This is a genomic window from Arthrobacter sp. 10T425 (assembly GCF_056393985.1).
Window position 1 is genome coordinate 94,862 of record NZ_JBFTGZ010000005.1, and the last position, 17,415, is coordinate 112,276.

11 protein-coding genes are annotated in these 17,415 nt (G+C 67.3%); 6 read left to right on the forward strand and 5 right to left on the reverse strand.

Translation table 11 applies throughout. The features are described 5' to 3' along the window. The first annotated feature begins 403 nt into the window (after positions 1–403). Positions 404–763 (forward strand): hypothetical protein, encoded by a 360-nt coding sequence (locus tag AC1DDH_RS07765; protein WP_476856692.1) that lies wholly within the window; start codon positions 404–406, stop codon positions 761–763. On the opposite strand, the gene AC1DDH_RS07770 is transcribed toward AC1DDH_RS07765, so the two are convergent. Beyond that, on the reverse strand, positions 731–5,152 hold the full coding sequence (locus AC1DDH_RS07770; RefSeq protein ID WP_476955185.1) for an FtsK/SpoIIIE domain-containing protein: 4,422 nt from the start codon (positions 5,150–5,152) through the stop codon (positions 731–733). The two genes, AC1DDH_RS07765 and AC1DDH_RS07770, sit on opposite strands and share 33 nt — an antisense overlap. A gap of 289 nt (positions 5,153–5,441) precedes the next feature. Here AC1DDH_RS07770 and glf point away from each other — a divergent pair, with 289 nt between their 5' ends. The 5 genes from glf to AC1DDH_RS07795 all read left to right on the forward strand — a co-directional run bounded on the left by glf (position 5,442) and on the right by AC1DDH_RS07795 (position 12,525). Next, entirely contained in the window at positions 5,442–6,629 is a 1,188-nt protein-coding gene (gene glf, locus AC1DDH_RS07775) for a UDP-galactopyranose mutase (protein WP_223916143.1), read from the forward strand. After that, positions 6,626–8,623 carry a glycosyltransferase gene (locus AC1DDH_RS07780; protein WP_476848793.1) on the forward strand — a complete coding sequence of 666 codons (1,998 nt, stop codon included), beginning with the start codon at positions 6,626–6,628 and terminating at the stop codon, positions 8,621–8,623. The genes glf and AC1DDH_RS07780 overlap by 4 nt, the downstream gene beginning before the upstream one ends. A 1-nt stretch (position 8,624) precedes the next feature. Further along, positions 8,625–9,506, forward strand: coding sequence for an ABC transporter permease (locus tag AC1DDH_RS07785; protein ID WP_476848794.1), 882 nt, complete (start codon positions 8,625–8,627; stop codon positions 9,504–9,506). Then, positions 9,507–10,232 carry an ABC transporter ATP-binding protein gene (locus AC1DDH_RS07790; RefSeq protein WP_243181203.1) on the forward strand — a complete coding sequence of 242 codons (726 nt, stop codon included), beginning with the start codon at positions 9,507–9,509 and terminating at the stop codon, positions 10,230–10,232. 130 nt (positions 10,233–10,362) lie between these two features. Then, positions 10,363–12,525, forward strand: a complete 2,163-nt coding sequence (locus tag AC1DDH_RS07795; protein ID WP_476856694.1) for an acyltransferase family protein — start codon at positions 10,363–10,365, stop codon at positions 12,523–12,525. Positions 12,526–12,655: 130 nt separating this feature from the next. Here the strand turns inward: AC1DDH_RS07795 and AC1DDH_RS07800 are convergent, their stop codons facing one another. The 4 genes from AC1DDH_RS07800 to AC1DDH_RS07815 form a co-directional block, all read right to left on the reverse strand. Then, positions 12,656–14,644: a DUF6541 family protein gene (locus AC1DDH_RS07800; RefSeq protein WP_476955186.1), complete on the reverse strand. Its 1,989-nt coding sequence runs from the start codon at positions 14,642–14,644 to the stop codon at positions 12,656–12,658. Positions 14,645–14,656: 12 nt separating this feature from the next. Further along, complete coding sequence (gene rfbA / locus AC1DDH_RS07805) at positions 14,657–15,520, reverse strand: glucose-1-phosphate thymidylyltransferase RfbA (RefSeq protein ID WP_028276020.1); 864 nt, start codon at positions 15,518–15,520, stop codon at positions 14,657–14,659. 75 nt (positions 15,521–15,595) lie between these two features. Continuing rightward, a complete protein-coding gene (locus AC1DDH_RS07810) occupies positions 15,596–16,531 on the reverse strand; it encodes a glycosyltransferase (protein ID WP_476856696.1) in 936 nt (311 codons plus the stop codon). Next, positions 16,528–17,415, reverse strand: coding sequence for a glycosyltransferase (locus AC1DDH_RS07815; RefSeq protein WP_476856697.1), 888 nt, complete (start codon positions 17,413–17,415; stop codon positions 16,528–16,530). The genes AC1DDH_RS07810 and AC1DDH_RS07815 overlap by 4 nt, the downstream gene beginning before the upstream one ends.

Sequence of the window (17,415 nt, forward strand, 5' to 3'; positions counted from 1 at the left end):
GCCTTTGTGAAATTATTCACTAGAGGCTTCATAAGAAAAGGGCCCATTGGGGCCCCCTCGGTCATCTGGATTAAGCGTGTCATGTTAACGCTGTGTAAACAAGGGGTAATAGAGGCCAAGATGCCTCGAGACCGTGAGCGATGCATCACATTCAGTGGCGGCGTCCTCACATCTAGACGACTATGTCCGGTAGTGTGCCAGTGTGTCAAGGCCCCCTGTGAACCCTGAAGATCCCCGTGAAAATGCCGGCGAAAACCCCGGTGAGAATCCCCGCGAAAACCCCGGTGAGAGTCTCCCTGAAAATGCCGGCGGGCCTCCCGAAGCAAATTCACTGCCGAATCCGGGCGAAGCCCCTGGCAGTGGCCTTGTGCGGCCTCGGGGAATTGTTGTCATCGCTGTGGTCGTGGCACTGGAAGCCACGGCGCTGCTCGTGGCTGCCGTCTGGTACGGGACCCAGCTTCTGACCGGGGCGCCGGTACTCTCTTTTTGGGGTGCCGTCTTTACGCTCTGCCTGCTGCTGGCCTTCTCCGTGTGGCTCTTTGCCGTCGCACGCTTCCTGCTGCGGGGGTTCCGCTGGCCGCGGGCCGGTGCCCTGGTGGCCCAAATCTTTGTGCTGACCATTGGCTTCCCCACCCTGACCGGCGGCTATCCGTTGGCCGGACTGGCCATGCTGATCCCCGCTGTGACGGCGATCGTGCTTCTGTTCGACAAGCGGGTCATAGCGTTCGCCTCACGGGCTGCCGGAGCCCCTCCCGCCCTGTAGAGGTCCGTCCCGTGCGGCGTGCCGCCCGGGGGAGATGTGGTCCGGGCCGCCGGCGGCGCGGAGGAGTGCCGCCCGGCCGGCCGGGCGGAGCGCAGCCAGCTGGACGGGCGTCGCGCGGCCGTCGGAAATGACGACGGCGCGTCCCGGCGGAGGACTGTGCTCCGGTTCGAACCGGACCCCGAACGGCTCACTGTCCATGAGCCCGCGCGGACGTATCAGGACCGCCCGCCCCTGGCCGCGCGCGATGGCAGCGAGATCCACCCGTTGCCCAAAGCCCGGGCCAAATCCCGCGGTGAGGATCACCCTCCAGCCCAGGCTGTTCAGGGACGCCAAGGCCCTGTTGGCCTCGGGTGAGAGCAGATCGGCGTCATCTGCGAGCGCAATCGCTGTCCGGTCCAAGGTGCCCGCGAGCGCGCTGGCGTGGAGCCCGGACCAGTACTGGCCGGAAGCGGTTCCCGGCCGCGGCGCGAGCCAGGCGCAAGCAGGGTTCATCCCCGGCAGCGCAGCCAGCAGCGTGCTTTTGCCCGAGCCGGGGCCGCCGAGGACCGCGAGAACGCCGCCGGAGGGCAACTGGATCCCCTGCGGGCGCAGTTCGTCGCCGCCGACCCCGAGGACCAAAGCAACCGCCGGGACCGGGACATCAGCCGGGCCGGGCATGGCGCCGGGCGCGGCAGCAGGCGCCGGAATCCTCTGCCCTGGACCGGAGCCGCACCGGGCCAGCACCTCGTCCACGGTCACCGACCCGGGCAGCGCGTCCACCCGGAAGGGCCTCGTCGAGACGGCCCCACTCGTGGGACGCAGCCCGTCCGCGGCCGCTGGTTCGAACAGCTGGGCCGCATGCCCGGTCGCCACAGGCGCGGGAACAAAAGCGCCGAACACGGCCACGCGGCCGGGGAGAGGCTCCAGCGCGGGAAGCCGCGGCCATGCAAGGCGGCCTTCGTCGGTAGAGCCTAAAGGGAAGAAAATCCGGTTGGGCAGGCCAGCGAAGAACCTCGCGGTCACGAGCTCACGCCCGCCGGAGACGAGGACAGTGATCCCTGCCCGGGAACCGTCCCGCACGATGTCATGAACGAGGTCTTCTGCCCAGGCCAGCGGCCCGGACCGGAATGCCGAAACCCAGGCGCCCCAGCCGCTGACCACCAGGACCAGCCCGGGCCGCGGCCGGCCCGCAGGCGCACCGAGCCGTGACGTGGCTTCTTCGGCAATCCGCCGCAGCACCCTGGCAGCCCGGCGCACTTCGTGCAGGCCGGCTACGGCGCCGACCCGGGATTCCGCTGCGGCGCCGCTGAAAGCGCCGGCGGCGTCAAGTATGTACAGGTGCGACTCCACCCTGCCGGCCAGAAGCTGATCAACCGCGAGGGCCAATACTCGGTCCCCGGCACCTGCTTCAGCGCCGACAAGGCCCAGATGCCCATGCCCGGCGGGACTCCAGCCCAGCTCCGTGACGCGTTGGAGCTCCGGCAGGTCCACCCGCCCCAGCCGGACCATGTCCCGCCCGGCGTGCCCGGAACCTGGGTGCGGCAGCAGGGCCGGCAGCGGATCTGCCACCGGCCGGCGGGGCCTTCGTGTGCCGAGACCCTGCCACACGGCCGCAGCGGCGTCGATCAACGCCGCCGCCCCCTGCGCCGGAGTCAAGGCCGGAGCCAGCGCCGGAGCCGGAACCGGTGCCAGGGCCGCGCCGTCGTCTGCTTCGCGTCCGGCGGAGCCGTCGGCCCGGAAACCGGCGGCTGCCGGTGGCCGGGTCAGCTCGTCCGTGGCCGTGCGAACCGCGACCGTCCCGTCTGACCGCGGGCCGGCCCGGGGCGTCAGGGTGGCTGTCTGGAATTTCTCCGGAGCTTGTGCACCGCGGACCAGGAACGCCCGCCCGGGGCGTGCGATGGGAATCGCGGCCGCGAGCCCGGAGCCCATAACGTCGAAGGATTCGGGGCCGGACTGGACCCGGAGCGCGATGCAGGTGGTGACATTGGCCCTGATGTCGGCGTTCAGGGCTCCCTGCGGGCGCTGGGTGGCCATGATGAGGTGGATCCCCAGTGACCGGCCGATGGCGGCAATCCTCATAAGTTCGGTGAGGGCGCCGGGCGCTTCGTCCACCAGGATCCTGAACTCGTCAACGATGATGACCAGAGAGGGGACGGGCGGTCCGGCGGCCGGTGACGCCTCGTAGGCCGCGAGATCCGGGGCATTGGCCCGGGCGAGCAGTTCCTCCCTCCGGCGGACCTCGGCCCGCAGGGAAACCAATGTGCGCTCCACCTGCGCAGCGCCCAGATCGGTCAGCATGCCGACGCAGTGTGGGAGGCCGGTGAGCGGACCCAAGCCGGAGCCGCCCTTGAAATCTATGAAGAGCAAGTTGACCCGGTCCGGCGGATGGCTGGCCGCGAGGCCGGCAGCAAGAGTCCGCAACAACTCCGACTTTCCGGAACCCGTGGTCCCCGCGACCAGGAAGTGCGGACCGTCAGCCTTCAGGTCGATCCGCACGGCACCCCGGGCCGCCACGCCGACGGGCGTACCCAGCCCGGCCTCCGCGCCGCTCCGGGACCAGCGCCGGGAGATGTCCTCTGCCGCGAGGGGAAGGACGTCGGCCAGGCTGCAATGCCGGGGGATAGCCGGCGGGGGAGCCGGCGGCGTACGCCGTGCGGCGCTGAACCCACGGCAAAAGCGGTCAAAGACCTCGGCCGGGACCAGATCCGGCACGAAGTCCACGGGCGGGGACCCAACCCTGATCAGGGCGCCGCGCCGGCCGAGGACAATGCCGGGGTGTACGCCGGGACCGGGCTCCGGCGAGCACTCGATCACCCTCCACCCATGCGCCGCCGCCATTGCCCTGAATGCCGGGCCGGCGCCAGCAGCGCCGGGACCGGGCGCGGCGCCTGACTGCGCCGGAGTGTCCCAAAGAATGAGGACGCCGCGGTCAAATCCCCCGCCATGACCCGGAGGACCGCCGGGACCGCCGGGATCGCCGGGGCCGCCGGGGCGGCCGGGACCGCCTGGACCGCCTGGACCGCCTGGACCGTCGGGAGCGCCTGGACCGTCGGGAGCGGCGGAACCGGCGGCCAGCACGGCCGCAGTGGTGGCGTCATTCGCGGACAGTGTGACGCCGGGCAGGAAGCGCGCCGGCAACGGCACCGTGTCCGCAGGGCCATGCAGCAGCAGTCGGGTGCTGTCCGCCAGGGGATAGGCGGCCAATTGCAGGATGAACGAGCGCATCAGTCCGGCCGTCGCGGGCGCGGGGCCGTGGACGGTCACCACCGCCGGGACCGGGTCCAAGGTCAGGGGCACCTGGCCGAGCGACGGTGGCCGAAAGCCGGCGTCGGGTGGTTCGGGCCGGATATTCGCGCTCTGTTCCGCCAGCCCGAGCCGCAGGCAGATTTCCGGCGGCTCCCCGCCAGGCGCACGGGCTGCCGGGGGCACCGCAGCCGCGCAACCAATGGTCAGGTCAGCCGCGGAAGGTGCGGCGTGCCGGCGTCGTTCCCTGTCCTGCAGGGCGGCCTCCGCCACAGCGGCCTGGAACTCGCGACGCTGGCGGCGGCCCGAGAGGAACGGGACCAGGACGGACACGCCAGAGACTGCGGTGAAGGCCAGGAACATCCACATGCCGGTGAGAAATGCCACGCCGACGCCGACCAGGAGCGGCAGCACCGCGGCCAGCGCCATGGCGGCCCGGTGGCCTTGGGCGGCGGTGCCGCGGACAACCAGCGGCGCGGCAACGCTGGAGCCTGCCAGCACCGTCACGGCGTCCGGGGCAGCACGGGGCACGCCCGATGGCCCGAGCCGGAGCGAGATAGTGGAATCGCCGCATCGGATCGAGGACGCCGTGGTCACCGGGGCCGTTCGCACGCTCCGGCCATCGACGCTGGTGCCGTTCGCACTGCCGAGGTCCATGATCGTGACGTCCGAGTCCCCGACGTCCAGGCGCGCGTGCTCCCGGGAGAGCGCGGCATCAGGGATCACGACCTCGGTGCCCCCGCGTCCGATCCGGAAGCTTCCCCGCCGCAGGGCGACCAGCGTGCCCGCGCCGGGACCGCTGTCCACGGCGAGCAGCAACGTGGCAGTGTGCCGTCGGCCCGGCCCGGAGCTGAATCCCGCCCCCGATCCCGGCACGAGCCCAGCACCCTCAACCAGCACAGCACCCTCAACCGGCACAGCACCCTCAACCAGCACAGCACCCTGGACCAGGGGAGGCATGCCAACGGTCATGGCGGCGACCGGCGCTCCGCGGACCGACAGCTCACCGGTCCCGTAGCACCGGGCGACGGCAGCCTCCAGGTCCGCGCCCGGGCACGGGTCGGGGACCTCGACGGACAGCTCAATGAGCTGCCCGTCCGGCGTCGTACCTGCTGCGGGGGCGCTCTGCATCAGGCTGCTGGGCGCGAGAGTGCAGTGGTAAATCATCCGCGGCATCCTTTCCGAGCGGCCGTCCTGTTCCCCGGGTCCGGTTCCCCGGGTCCGGTTCCAGAGTAGGGAGGCTCCGGCCCGGCAGCGCCGGGGAAAATGATCCATGTGGAAAACGCTTCGCAGCGGCGCCGCTGCCCCCGCCATGCGGGGCTCCCGGACCCGTGACGGGGGTGGCATCTGATCGCGGGGCCAGCCGCGATTCGCCGGTACCCACAGGGTCTCAGGTAGGCTAGACCAGCAGACAATGCACAACATTGCGCTGCCCGCATTCGAACCAGGAGAGTTTGTGACCGCTGACCTCGTCATCGTAGGGTCGGGCTTTTTCGGCCTGACAATCGCAGAACAGGCCGCCACTGAGCTGGGCTTGAAGGTAGTCGTCATCGACCGCCGGCACCACATTGGCGGCAACGCCTACAGCGAAAAGGAAGAGCAGACCGGCATTGAGGTGCACCGCTACGGTGCCCACCTCTTCCACACGTCCAACGACCGCGTGTGGGAGTACGTAAACCGCTTCACGACGTTCACGAACTACGTCCACAAGGTCTACGGCGTGCACAAGGGCGAGGTCTACTCCCTGCCCATCAACCTGGCCACGATCAACCAGTTCTTCAGGGCCAACCTCACCCCCGGGCAGGCCCAGGAACTGATCAAGGAGCAGGCCGGCGAACTGGCCGGCACCGATCCGCAGAACCTGAACGACAAGGGCATCCAGCTGATCGGCCGCCCGCTCTACGAGGCGTTCATCAAGCACTACACCGGCAAGCAGTGGCAGACGGATCCGAAGGACCTGCCCGCGGGCATCATCTCCCGCCTTCCGGTGCGCTACAACTACGACAACCGGTACTTCAACGACAAGTACGAGGGCCTTCCGACCAACGGCTACACGGCGTGGATAGAGAAGATGGCCGAACACCCCAACATCGAGGTGCGGCTCAACACGGACTTCTTCGATGAGTCCCACGAGTACAGCAAGGGCAAGGTGGTCGGCAACATCCCGGTCGTCTACACCGGACCTGTTGACCGCTACTTCGACTACGCCGAAGGCGATCTGTCCTGGCGCACCATCGACTTCGAAGAAGAAGTGCTCGACGTCGGGGACTTCCAGGGCACGTCGGTAGTGAACTACAACGACGAAGACGTTGCGTACACCCGCATTATCGAGCCGCGCCACTTCCACCCGGAGCGCGACTACCAGACGGAGAAGACCGTCGTTATGCGCGAGTTCTCCCGTGCCGCGGAGAAGGGCGACGAGCCCTACTACCCGATCAACACGCCCACGGACCGCGATCGGCTCCTGAAGTACCGCGACCTTGCCGCGGCCGAGCAGGATGTCCTCTTCGGCGGCCGCCTCGGTACCTATAAGTACCTGGACATGCACATGGCGATCGGCTCGGCCCTGACCATGTTCGACAACAAGATCCGCCCGCACTTCGAAGGCGGCGCAAAGATTGAAAGCGGAGGAGTGGACGCATGAGCGCCGCAACCGACACCCAGGTAGATTCCGCCCAGCAGTGGGACACCCTGCAGCGGGTCATCCTGCCCAACGCCAGCCAGATGGACACGGTTCCCCTGTACATGGACATGGGCACCGCGACCGGCATCCAGCTTCCGACGGTCGGCAGCGGCGACGGCAAGAAGGCCCGGGCACAGTCCTTCAGCAGCTCCACCAAGGAAGCCCACGTTGAAGACTTCCTGTCCCGCAGCTCCACCAAGGTCCGTTCGGGGGAGCGGGTATCGTTCGGCAGCTACTTCAACGCCTTCCCGGCGAGCTACTGGCGGCGCTGGACGTCGGTGGACAAGGTCCGCCTTCAGGTCCGCACCCAGGGCGCCGGATCCGTCATCGTCTACAAGTCCAACGCCCGCGGATCCCTGCAGCGCGTCGACACGCGGCGCGTCGAGGGTTCGGCGGAGAACACCTTTGAGCTGTCCCTTGCGCCCTTCGGCGACGGCGGCTGGTACTGGTTCGACCTCGTGGCGGGCTCCGAACCGCTTGTCATGGTCGACGCCGAATGGCAGGGCCCCGCTGTTGAGAGCACGCCCGGGTCTGTCACCCTGCAGATCACGACGCTGAACAAGACGGACTTCTGCCTCAACAATCTTCGGCTGCTGGCCGAGAACCCGGATGCCCTCAAGCATGTCCAGGAGATCCTGCTGGTTGACCAGGGCACGCAGAAGGTCGAGGACGCGGACGGCTTCGCCGAAGTCCGTGAATCTCTTGGCGGCAAGCTGCGGATCATCAACCAGTCGAACCTCGGCGGCTCCGGCGGCTTTGCCCGGGGCATGTTCGAGGCCGTCGAAAACGGCAGTGACTACGTCCTGCTCATGGACGACGACATCGTGGTTGAGCCTGAAAGCATCATCCGCCTGCTCACGTTCGCGGACCGCTGCAAGACGCCGACGATCGTCGGCGGCCACATGTTCGACCTCTACAACCGGACGGTTCTCCACACGTTCGGCGAGGTGGTCAACCCCTACCGCTTCCAGCCGTCATTGCCGAGCGAGGACATGGTCCTTGGGCATGATTTCCTGTCCTCGAACCTGCGCCAGACCTCCTGGCTGCATCGCCGCTGCGATGTGGACTACAACGGCTGGTGGATGTGTCTGATCCCGACCTCGGTTATCCGGGAAATCGGCCTCTCGCTTCCGCTCTTCATCAAGTGGGACGACTCGGAATACGGGCTGCGCGCCAAGGCGCACGGCTTCCCGACAGTTTCCCTGCCGGGTTCGGCCGTATGGCATGTGTCCTGGATCGACAAAGACGACCTCGTGGGCTGGCAGGCCTACTTCCACGCCCGCAACCGGATCGTGGCGGCGCTGCTCCACAGCCCCTACGAGCACGGCGGCCGCGTGGTGCGCGAATCGCAGTATGCGGACATCAAGCACCTCGTGTCGATGCAGTATGCGACCGCGCACGGCCGTGGCTGGGCGCTTGAGGATGTTCTCAAGGGCCCGACCGACCTGCCGGACCTGCTGCCCTCGAAGCTGCCCGAGATCCGGAAGATGATGGCCGGCTACTCGGACTCGATTTTCCAGGCCGACGCGGACGATTTCCCGACGCCCAAGATGGACAAGCCGCCGCGCCGCGGGCACGGCGTGTCGCAGCCGTCCAGGGTCACCCTCCTTCCTTGGGCTGCCAAGACGGTCGCACGCCAGTTGTTCCGCCCGGTCACCAAGACGAGTGCGGAACGTCCGCAGACCAACATTGCGCACCAGGACAACCGCTGGTGGCGGATCGCGCAGTTCGACAGCGCCATCGTCTCCAACGCTGAAGGAACCGGGGCTTCCTGGTACAAGCGGGACCCCAAGCGCGTGCGGGAAATGCTCACCGAGAGCAGCCGCCTGCACGCTGCCCTGCTCAAGGACTGGCAGTCGCTGAGCAAGCAGTACAAGGCGGCGATGCCGGAACTTACGTCCCTGGATTCCTGGAAGAAAATCTTCGAAGAACACACCCAGAGCGAAGTGAAATAGCGTGACAACCACGATTTCCGGGGAATTGACCCGCCCGGGTCTCGGTGGTGGATTTCGGGATCTTCGCCAGTCCAGTTTTCTGCTGAAACTGCTGGTCCGCAAGGAACTGAAAGTCCGCTACCGCGGCTCCGTTCTGGGTCTCCTTTGGTCCTATGTGAAGCCCGCTGTGCAGTTTCTCGTGTTCTATGTGGCCTTGGGCGTCTTCCTGGGCCTGGAACGCAGTGCACGGAACCCGGACGGCCTCTCGAACTATGCCGTGTATCTCTTCTCCGGAATCGTGCTGATCAACTTCTTCTCCGAAGCCCTCGGGAACTCCGCGCGATCGATCGTGAACAACGGCAACCTGATTAAGAAGATCTATCTTCCCCGGGAGCTGTTTCCGGTGGCGTCGGTCTGGGTATCGGCCGTGCATTTCTTCCCCCAACTCGTTGTCCTGGTAATCGGATGCGTCGTCGCCGGGTGGCACCCGGACGCGTTCCAGCTCCTGGCGGCGGTAGGCGGATTCGCCATTGTGGGCTTCCTGGCCACCGGGCTCGGGCTGTTGTTCGGGGCCGCCAACGTGTATTTCCGTGATTCGGAAAACCTCGTTGACATGCTCCTGATGGTGGCGACCTGGGCATCGCCCGTCATGTACTCCTGGACCATGGTGGAATCAAAGCTGGGACCCGGGCTCTTCGCCCTCTACCAGGCAAACCCCATCACGGTCGGCGTCGAGTTGTTCCACTATGCCTTCTGGTACCCCACAACTGACGGTTCTGCCGCGATGCCGCCGAACCTGTTCAGCCTGTGGCTGCCGGTCGGCATGATCATTTCGCTGGTGGTCCTGGCACTGGGACAGCTAACTTTTCGGCGGCTTGAAGGCCGCTTTGCCCAGGAGCTCTAGATGGCAAACGCGATTGAAGTTTCCAATGTCAGCAAGGAGTTCGTGCTCCGCCACACCCGTTCCATCAAAGAGGCGGTTGTCTGGCTCGTGAAGGGCCGCAAGGGGGATCTTTCCAAGAAGTTCCACGCCCTGAAGGACGTCTCCCTGATGGTGGAAACGGGGGAGACCGTGGCGCTGCTCGGCCTCAACGGCTCCGGCAAGTCCACGCTGCTCAAGCACATCTCCGGCGTGATGCTCCCGGATTCCGGCAGTGTCTATACACGCGGCCGCGTGGCCGGGCTGATCGAGGTCGGGGCGGGTTTCCATCCTGACCTGTCCGGCCGCGACAACGTGTACCTCAATGGAGCGATCCTGGGGATGACAGAGAAGCAAATCAACGAACGCTTCGACGCGATCATCGAATTCTCCGAGATCGGCGAATTCATCGACACGGAAGTCAAGTTCTATTCGTCCGGCATGTACCTGCGCCTGGCGTTTTCCGTGGCAGTCCACACCGACCCCGAGGTCTTCCTGATCGACGAAATCCTCGCCGTCGGAGATGAGCCGTTCCAGCGCAAATGCATAGCCAAGATTCAGGAACTGGCCCAGCAGGGCAAGACTCTGGTGGTTGTCAGCCACGACCTTGACCTGGTGTCGCGGATCTGTTCCCGGGGTGTCTATCTCGAGCATGGCAACGTATTATTCGACGGACCTATTCATGAGGCCGTTGCCCGCCTCCGGGCCTAGGCAGTGCCGCGGCCGGTATCGGCAGCGCATCTGTTGGGACCATGTCCACTGGACATGGTCCCAACAGGTTCCAGGCAAGCGCACACAGCGCAAAATACCGATGACGTTGTTTGAAAACTGAAAGAGAACTGTGACCTCTGTGCCGTCGGCGGCTGTCCTGACCCAGCCCCAGGGCTCCCCCGAGCGGGCCAGGCCCGCCAGCAACACGGGCACTTCCAGGGCGGGAAGGAACGGCCGGCGACTGGACATCCAGGGGCTGCGCACCCTGGCCGTGGGCATGGTGATCATCTATCACGTCTGGCCCGGCATTCTCCCCGGCGGTTTTGTCGGGGTCGACGTCTTTTTCGTCATCTCCGGCTTCCTGATCGTGGGATCGCTCGTCCAGGAACTGGCGCGTACCGGACACATCCGGCTCTCTACCTTCTACGCGAAACGGATCAGGCGCCTGCTGCCGGCTGCCACCACGGTTCTGCTGGCGACCATGCTGGGCGCCGTGGTCCTGCTGCCGCAGAACCGCTGGCAATCCATTTCCCTGGACGTCATCATGTCCGCCCTGCAAGTGCAGAACTGGAACCAGGCCTTCAGCGTGGACAGTTACGCCGCGGCGACCGCCCTGGTGTCCCCGGTGCAGCACTTCTGGTCCCTGGCCGTGGAAGAGCAGTTCTACCTGATCATTCCCGTCATCCTGCTGGCGGGAGTGGCCGTCACCGTGAAACGGCGCCTCCGGATCGAAACCGTCTCCTTATGGATCCTGGCGGTGGTGTCACTGGCGTCGTTCGTCCACAGCGTCGCCTTCTCGTCCTCCCAGCACGACATGGCCTACTTTGCGACCACCACGCGGATCTGGGAGCTGGGCGCCGGGGGCATCGGCGCCCTGCTGATTCCCAAATTGCGCCTGGGCCCGGTGCGGGCCTGGCTTTCGGGCTGGATCGGCCTGGGCGTGATCGTCTATTCCGCGATGGCACTCTCCGTTGCGATGGACTTCCCGGGCAGCATCGCCCTCCTGCCCGTCGCGGGGACATTGCTGCTGCTCACCGCGGGTTCGCCGGCGGCCGAACCGGCCACTCCGGGCAGCCCTGCCGGTTACTCGGCAAGCCGGGTCCTCAGCCTGCGGCCAGTGACCTACATCGGCGATCTCTCATATTCCCTCTACCTGTGGCATTGGCCCGTCGTCGTGATCTACGTCTTCCACCTCGGGCGGGCTCCGGGCGTCATCCAGGGAACCGCCATGGTGGCCATCAGCCTGGCCCTGGCGGTCGCTTCCTACCACCTCGTCGAGCAGAAGTTCCGGCACGGAAGCCCAGCCGCCCAAGGATCGACGCCCGGACGGTGGGGATTGCTGCGCCGGAATGCCTTCGTCCTGGCAGCAGGACTGATCGTGGCGTCGACGGTGGCAGCGGCGGTGCCGTGGGGCGTCGTGGAAGCCAAGTCGCAGCAGCTGAACGCGGCCATGAACCTGCGCGACTATCCCGGCGCGACGGCATTTGATCCCGTCCGGCCCGCCGCCGTCCCCGACGGCGTGCCCGTCCGGCCCGATCCCGCCGTCGCCATGAAGGATGTGCCACTGACCTGGACGGAGACGTGCGGGAAGTTCAACCCGGCCGTCACCGGGGTTGACCAATGCGTTTTCGGCGCGCCGGAGGCCACCCAGACGGTGGTCGTCGTCGGGGACTCACACGCCGCGCAGTACGTGGATCCGCTAGTGATTGCCGGCGCAGACGGGGGCTGGAAAGTACAGGCCATGGTCCGGAACGGATGCCCCTTCACGGCAGCGCCGGCCGCCAATGGCACCACGGTGTACCGCAGTTGCTCGGAACAGAACAAGGCCACATTGCAGCGCATCCTGACGCTGCGTCCACGGTTGGTGGTGGTATCGGGAATGGCGCCGGCCGGCTACCGCGAAGCCCTCAACTGGACGTGGGGCAGCCCGGAAGAACTCGTCAACGGCTATGTCCAGCTCCTGAAGCCGCTCCGGGAAGCCGGGATCCGCGTGGCCGTCGTGCCCGACACGCCGTATCCGGAATTTTCGGCACCGGACTGCGTCCAGGCCAATGGACCAGGCTCGCCCGCGTGCCAGTTCAGCGCATCCGACGCCGGCACCGCCGCAGACCCCCTGCAGCTGGCCGGAGCACGCGTGCCCGGCGTCGAGGTTCTGGATATGTCCGCCTATTTTTGCCGGCAGGGGATCTGCCCGGCCGTGATCGGCAACGTGCTCGTGTACCGGGACAACCACATGACCAACACCTTTGCCAAGACGCTGGCACCGGCACTGGCCCGGCAACTCAGTTTCTAGGCAGCGGCCGCGGAGGTGCCCCCGGAGCCTGCCCCGCGGGCCAGGGACCGGCGCAGCCTGCGGGCAGGTTGCGGGCAAGGTGCCGCTGCAGGCTGCGGAACCTGCCCCGCAGCCTGCAGCACGCCGGGGTTCAGTTCCCGCAGGCCGTGACCTTGTAGAGCTTCGCCTCGCCCTGGCTGTCAATGAGCTGCACACCGGGGTTCGCTGCGAGATTCCGCAGCCCGGCGGGAGTGTGGTCTCCGCCGTGGACTTCGACCGGGCCGAAGTCCAGGATGTAGTAGGCATTCGCCGCGCGGACTGCCTGGCAGACGCTGGCGTCCGTCGTCACGTTGCCCATCGAATCGTAGATCCGCTTCACATCCGGAGAGACGTAGCTCATGACATGCAGCTGGGCCGACTTCCGCTCGCCCAGCGCGTAGGACAGCGCCGCACCGGTGTAGGGATTATCGATCAGCAGGGCATTTTCGGGGACAGTCTGGGGCAGGCGCTTCATGAGCTGGAGCTCGTCGGTGGAGACCAGCGGCGAATCGGCGGCGAGCCTGTAGTTCCTCGAGCCCTGCTCAACCTCCAGCTCCAGGCCGCCCTGCTGTCCCAGGGCGATGGCGGCCAGCACGACGGCGGCGATGCCCACGGTCCGGTAGGCCGCGGTTCCGGCGCGCCCCCAGCGCGGAGAGCCGTCAAGGGCCACCGCGAGGGCCTTGGACCGGCCGCGCACCGTCAGGATGCGGCGCCCTGCCCAGTCAATGCCGACGGCGACCAGCAGGACCGCAACCAGCGGCAGCAGGGCGGCAATCCGGTAGCTGTCGTTGTACCAGACGCCGGTGAGGAAGTCCCGGGTTTCCGACCTGGTGAAGCCGGAGACCACAACGAACAGATAGCTGAACAAGGCGAAGACGGCGGCGATCCACACACGCTGCCAGCGGTCCTGGAAGCACGCCCAGAGGCCGAGGAATACCAGCGGGGCCACGAGCCAGGCCAATGCCAGGCCATCGGGGGAGATGGTGACGGCTTCGCCGATGGCCTTCGGAATGCTCTGGTAGGGGCCCCAGAACGAAGCCTCCAAGGGCGGGCGCAGATTGGTCCACAGCAGGTCGAACGCGACGGCGTACCCGGCGACCGGCAACGCCAGCCTCAAGACGTACGAGCGGGCGCGGGCCTGCTTCCGCCGAAGGGCAGCCGCAGAGCGCCACACCAGCGTCACCACCATGGGCAGTGTCCACGTCAGCCAGGCCATGAACGTCGTGGGATGGGCGACAATCAGGCCGGTGAGCGCCAGCAGCAGGGCAAGTATCGACGCGAGATCGCGGCGGACCAGTCCGGGCGCCAACCCGGCACACGCCGCCGCCAGGGCGACGCTGGAGGGCAACACGCTAATGGCCAGCAGATTGGGATACAGGACCCCAAAGTCCATCATGAGCAGCGGGAAGGCACCCAGCGACGCCGCCGCAATGCCTGCGGCGACCAGCGCGGCCGGGCGTCCCCCCACCACGGACCGCGCCAACAGGAGGCATCCCAACGGCCAGAACACGGCCGCAAGGACGATGCTGGTGATATTGACGGCGAGCGGGACGCTCGCGCCCGTTGCCATGGCGACGAGGGTGGCTACAGCGTTCCAGCCGGCCGGGTAGGCGCCGCCGCCGGTCATCGCACCCAGGGTCAACGACGACGCCTGGCCGGTATCCAGGGCAAACCTGACCGAATTCAGGTGGAAGACGGCGTCATACGTCTGGGAAATGGCCTGCGGGCTGCCGATGAGGTGGACGGTGTGGACGGCGAGGAGCCCGCCGGCGATGACGGCTCCGGCCAGCGCCGCGAGGTCGCCGCGGACGTCCGGCACCCTCAACGGATTCAGGCCGGTTGCGGCCGGGCCGGAGGGCCGGAACCGCGCCGCCCACAAACCGAGCAGGGACAGAGCCACCGCCACCACGGCCACGGGGAGCAGCCCGAACTTAACCTTTAGGAACGGGGCCAACGTGGAGGTGATGACCACAACACCCACGGTCAGTGCAGGGGCCAGCGCCAGGGCGCTGAATCCCCTGAATCGCAGGGCAACGGAGATGATCAGCCCGGGCAGGACCAGGACAGCGCAGGCGATCAGGACCTGCGGTAAGACGGACATCCACATGAAGGGTTACGGCTCCAGGAGTTCGAGGAGGTACGCGCCGTACCCGCTCTTGACCAGCGGCTCGGCGCGCTGGCGGAGTTCATCGTCGCTCAGGAAGCCCTGGCGCCAGGCGATCTCCTCCGGGGCGCCGATCTTCAGGCCCTGCCGGTTCTCGACCGTCCGGATGAAGTTCGACGCGTCGTTGAGGTCATCGAAGGTTCCGGTGTCCAGCCAGGCCGTGCCGCGGGGCAGGATTTCGACGCGGAGCTTGCCCCTTTCGAGGTAGGTCCGGTTGACGTCGGTGATTTCCAGCTCGCCGCGGGGCGAGGGCTTCAGGTCCTTGGCGATCCCGACGACGTCGTTGTCGTAGAAGTACAGGCCGGGCACGGCGTAGTGGGACTTGGGCCGCTCCGGCTTTTCCTCCAGCGAGACGGCCTGGCCGGCGTCGTCGAACTCCACGACACCGTAGGCTTTGGGGTTCTTGACCCAGTAGCCGAAGACGGCACCGCCGTCGATGTTTTCATGCTTGCGCAGCTGGGTTCCCATCCCCTGGCCGTAGAAGATGTTGTCACCCAGCACCAGGGCAACCGTCTCGTTGCCGATGTGCTCCTCGCCGAGGATGAAGGCCTGCGCCAGTCCGTCGGGGGAGGCCTGCTGGACGTAGCTGAGGTTGATGCCGAACTGCGAACCGTCGCCGAGGAGGCGCTTGAACTGCTCGGCGTCATGCGGGGTGGTGATGATCAGGATGTCCCGGATGCCGGCCAGGATCAGCGTCGACAGCGGGTAGTAGATCATCGGCTTGTCGTATACCGGGACGAGCTGCTTGCTGATGCCGTGGGTGATGGGATGAAGACGAGAACCGGTCCCGCCGGCAAGAATTATTCCGCGCATGGTATACATACTCTCCTACCGGTCTGCACTCGGCCAAACCCGTGGAGGCCCTGCCGGCCCGCGTGCCCGGTGGTGTCAGGCCGAATGCCGGCGCCCGGTCCGTCCGCGGAGGCCGTCGGCGGTGCCGCGGAGCGCCGAGCCGAGCCGGGCGGTGCGGCCGGGCGCCAGCAGGGTCACGATCAGCAGGTGCCGCAGATCGCCCCACATCCCGCCGGCCACCCAGGCGGGATACCGCACCGCGTACCGGCGGCCCGTGACGAGGCGGTTCCTGAAGATGTAGTAGTAGCGCCAGGTCGCGGCGGTGCGCACCTGCAGCGGGCGGCCGCCCGCCGGGACGGGCCGGCCGAACACCTTGGCCTCCACCATCGTTCCCAGGGAGTGGTCGAACTCCGCCGCCGCGAGGACGGTGGGCAGGCCCGCGGCGAGTGCGCGGTAATAGTACTCGGTGTCGACCAGGTCGATGAAGAGCTCTTCCCAGAACCCGCCAAGGGCGTCCAGCGTGCCGGCCGGGATCAGGAGGCCCGACTGGATCGGCTCCCGGCCCAGGGCGACGCCGTTCCGGGTCCCGGCGCGCAGCACCGGGTTTCCGTGGATCCTGGACGGGGAGATGAGACCGGGCTCGAGGCCGGCGGCCCGCGCGTCCGCAGCGGCACGGCGCAGCGCCTGCACATAACCCGCGGGCAGCAGGGAGTCCTGGTCCACGGTCAGGATGAAGTCCGGGTTCCCGTGCCGGCGTGCCGTGCGGATGCCGGCGTTCAAGGCGGCGCCGATGCCGGCGTTCTCCGGGAGGCGCACCACTTCTGCGCCGGCCGCGGCCAACGCGGCGAAGATCGGCTCGAAGCCGGGGCCGCCGCCGTCGTCAACCACCACGACGGCGTCCACCTGCTCCCGCAGCGATTCGACGTTGCCGATCAGCGCCGCCGTGGGCCGGAACGCGGTGACGACGCCGGTGACGCCGGTGGCGCCCGTGGCAGGGACGGGGGACTCGCCGGTCACGTGGGGTTCGCTCACTTTCCGAAGGAATGCCGCAGGAGGATGCCGAGCGTCCCGGAGGCACTTTGCCGGAGCGTGCCGGCGAGGATCAGGAGTGCGTGCGCACGGGACGTGAGCCGCAGCCGGGCCGCGCGGGCCGCCTTGCGCCAGCCCTTCGCCGTGCACAGCGCCGCGGCCAGGTCGAAGAAGTCGCGCTCACCGATGAAGCGGGACCCGTCGACGAGTTTCGCGGACGACGCGCTGTGAGTGTGCCGGCGGTATTCGAAGCAGATATCCGGGACGATCAGCAGCTCGGCCCCGCCAAGCACCATGTCCATGACGAGGGCGAGATCCTGGATGACGGGGAAACCGTCACGGAAATCGTAGTCCCGGATCCGGTCGCGGCGGAAGGCCAGGGAGGGCCAGTAGAGCCAGTCGCCGTGCAGGAGGCTGACCGCCAGCCGCTCGCCGCCCACGAGCCGGGACCCGGTGCCGCGCGGTTTGACCAGCCGCTGCTTGACGATGTCCACCAGGGGAACGGAGGGTTTGCCGTCCTCGTCGATGATCTGGACGCCGGGCTGGATAATCCAGGCGTCGGGGAATTCGGCGTGGGCGCGGAGCACGACGTCCACGAAGTTCGGCAGCAGAAGGTCGTCGCATCCCATGACCACCAGGACGTCCTGGCTGGCCAGCGAGACGCAGGTCCTGAAGTTCTCGGTGATGCCCTCGTTCTTGTCCTTGCGGATATACGTGATCCGGGGATCGTCCGCGGCCTCGACGTAGCGTCTGACGTCGTCGCCCGGGTAAGCGTCGTCAACCACCGTCAGGCGCCAGTCCGGGCTGGTCTGGGCCAGGACGCTGTCGACGGCCAGTTTCATGTAGTTAACGTCGCCCCAGTAGGGGATAAAGATGTCCAGTGCCAC

Excerpts from the sequence above, each read along its gene's own strand:
- AC1DDH_RS07770 (WP_476955185.1), bottom strand. The coding sequence starts at position 5,152 with ATGATTTACCACTGCACTCTCGCGCCCAGCAGCCTGATGCAGAGCGCC.
- AC1DDH_RS07780 (WP_476848793.1), top strand. The coding sequence starts at position 6,626 with ATGAGCGCCGCAACCGACACCCAGGTAGATTCCGCCCAGCAGTGGGAC.
- AC1DDH_RS07790 (WP_243181203.1), top strand. The coding sequence starts at position 9,507 with ATGGCAAACGCGATTGAAGTTTCCAATGTCAGCAAGGAGTTCGTGCTC.
- AC1DDH_RS07800 (WP_476955186.1), bottom strand. The coding sequence starts at position 14,644 with ATGTCCGTCTTACCGCAGGTCCTGATCGCCTGCGCTGTCCTGGTCCTG.
- rfbA (WP_028276020.1), bottom strand. The coding sequence starts at position 15,520 with ATGCGCGGAATAATTCTTGCCGGCGGGACCGGTTCTCGTCTTCATCCC.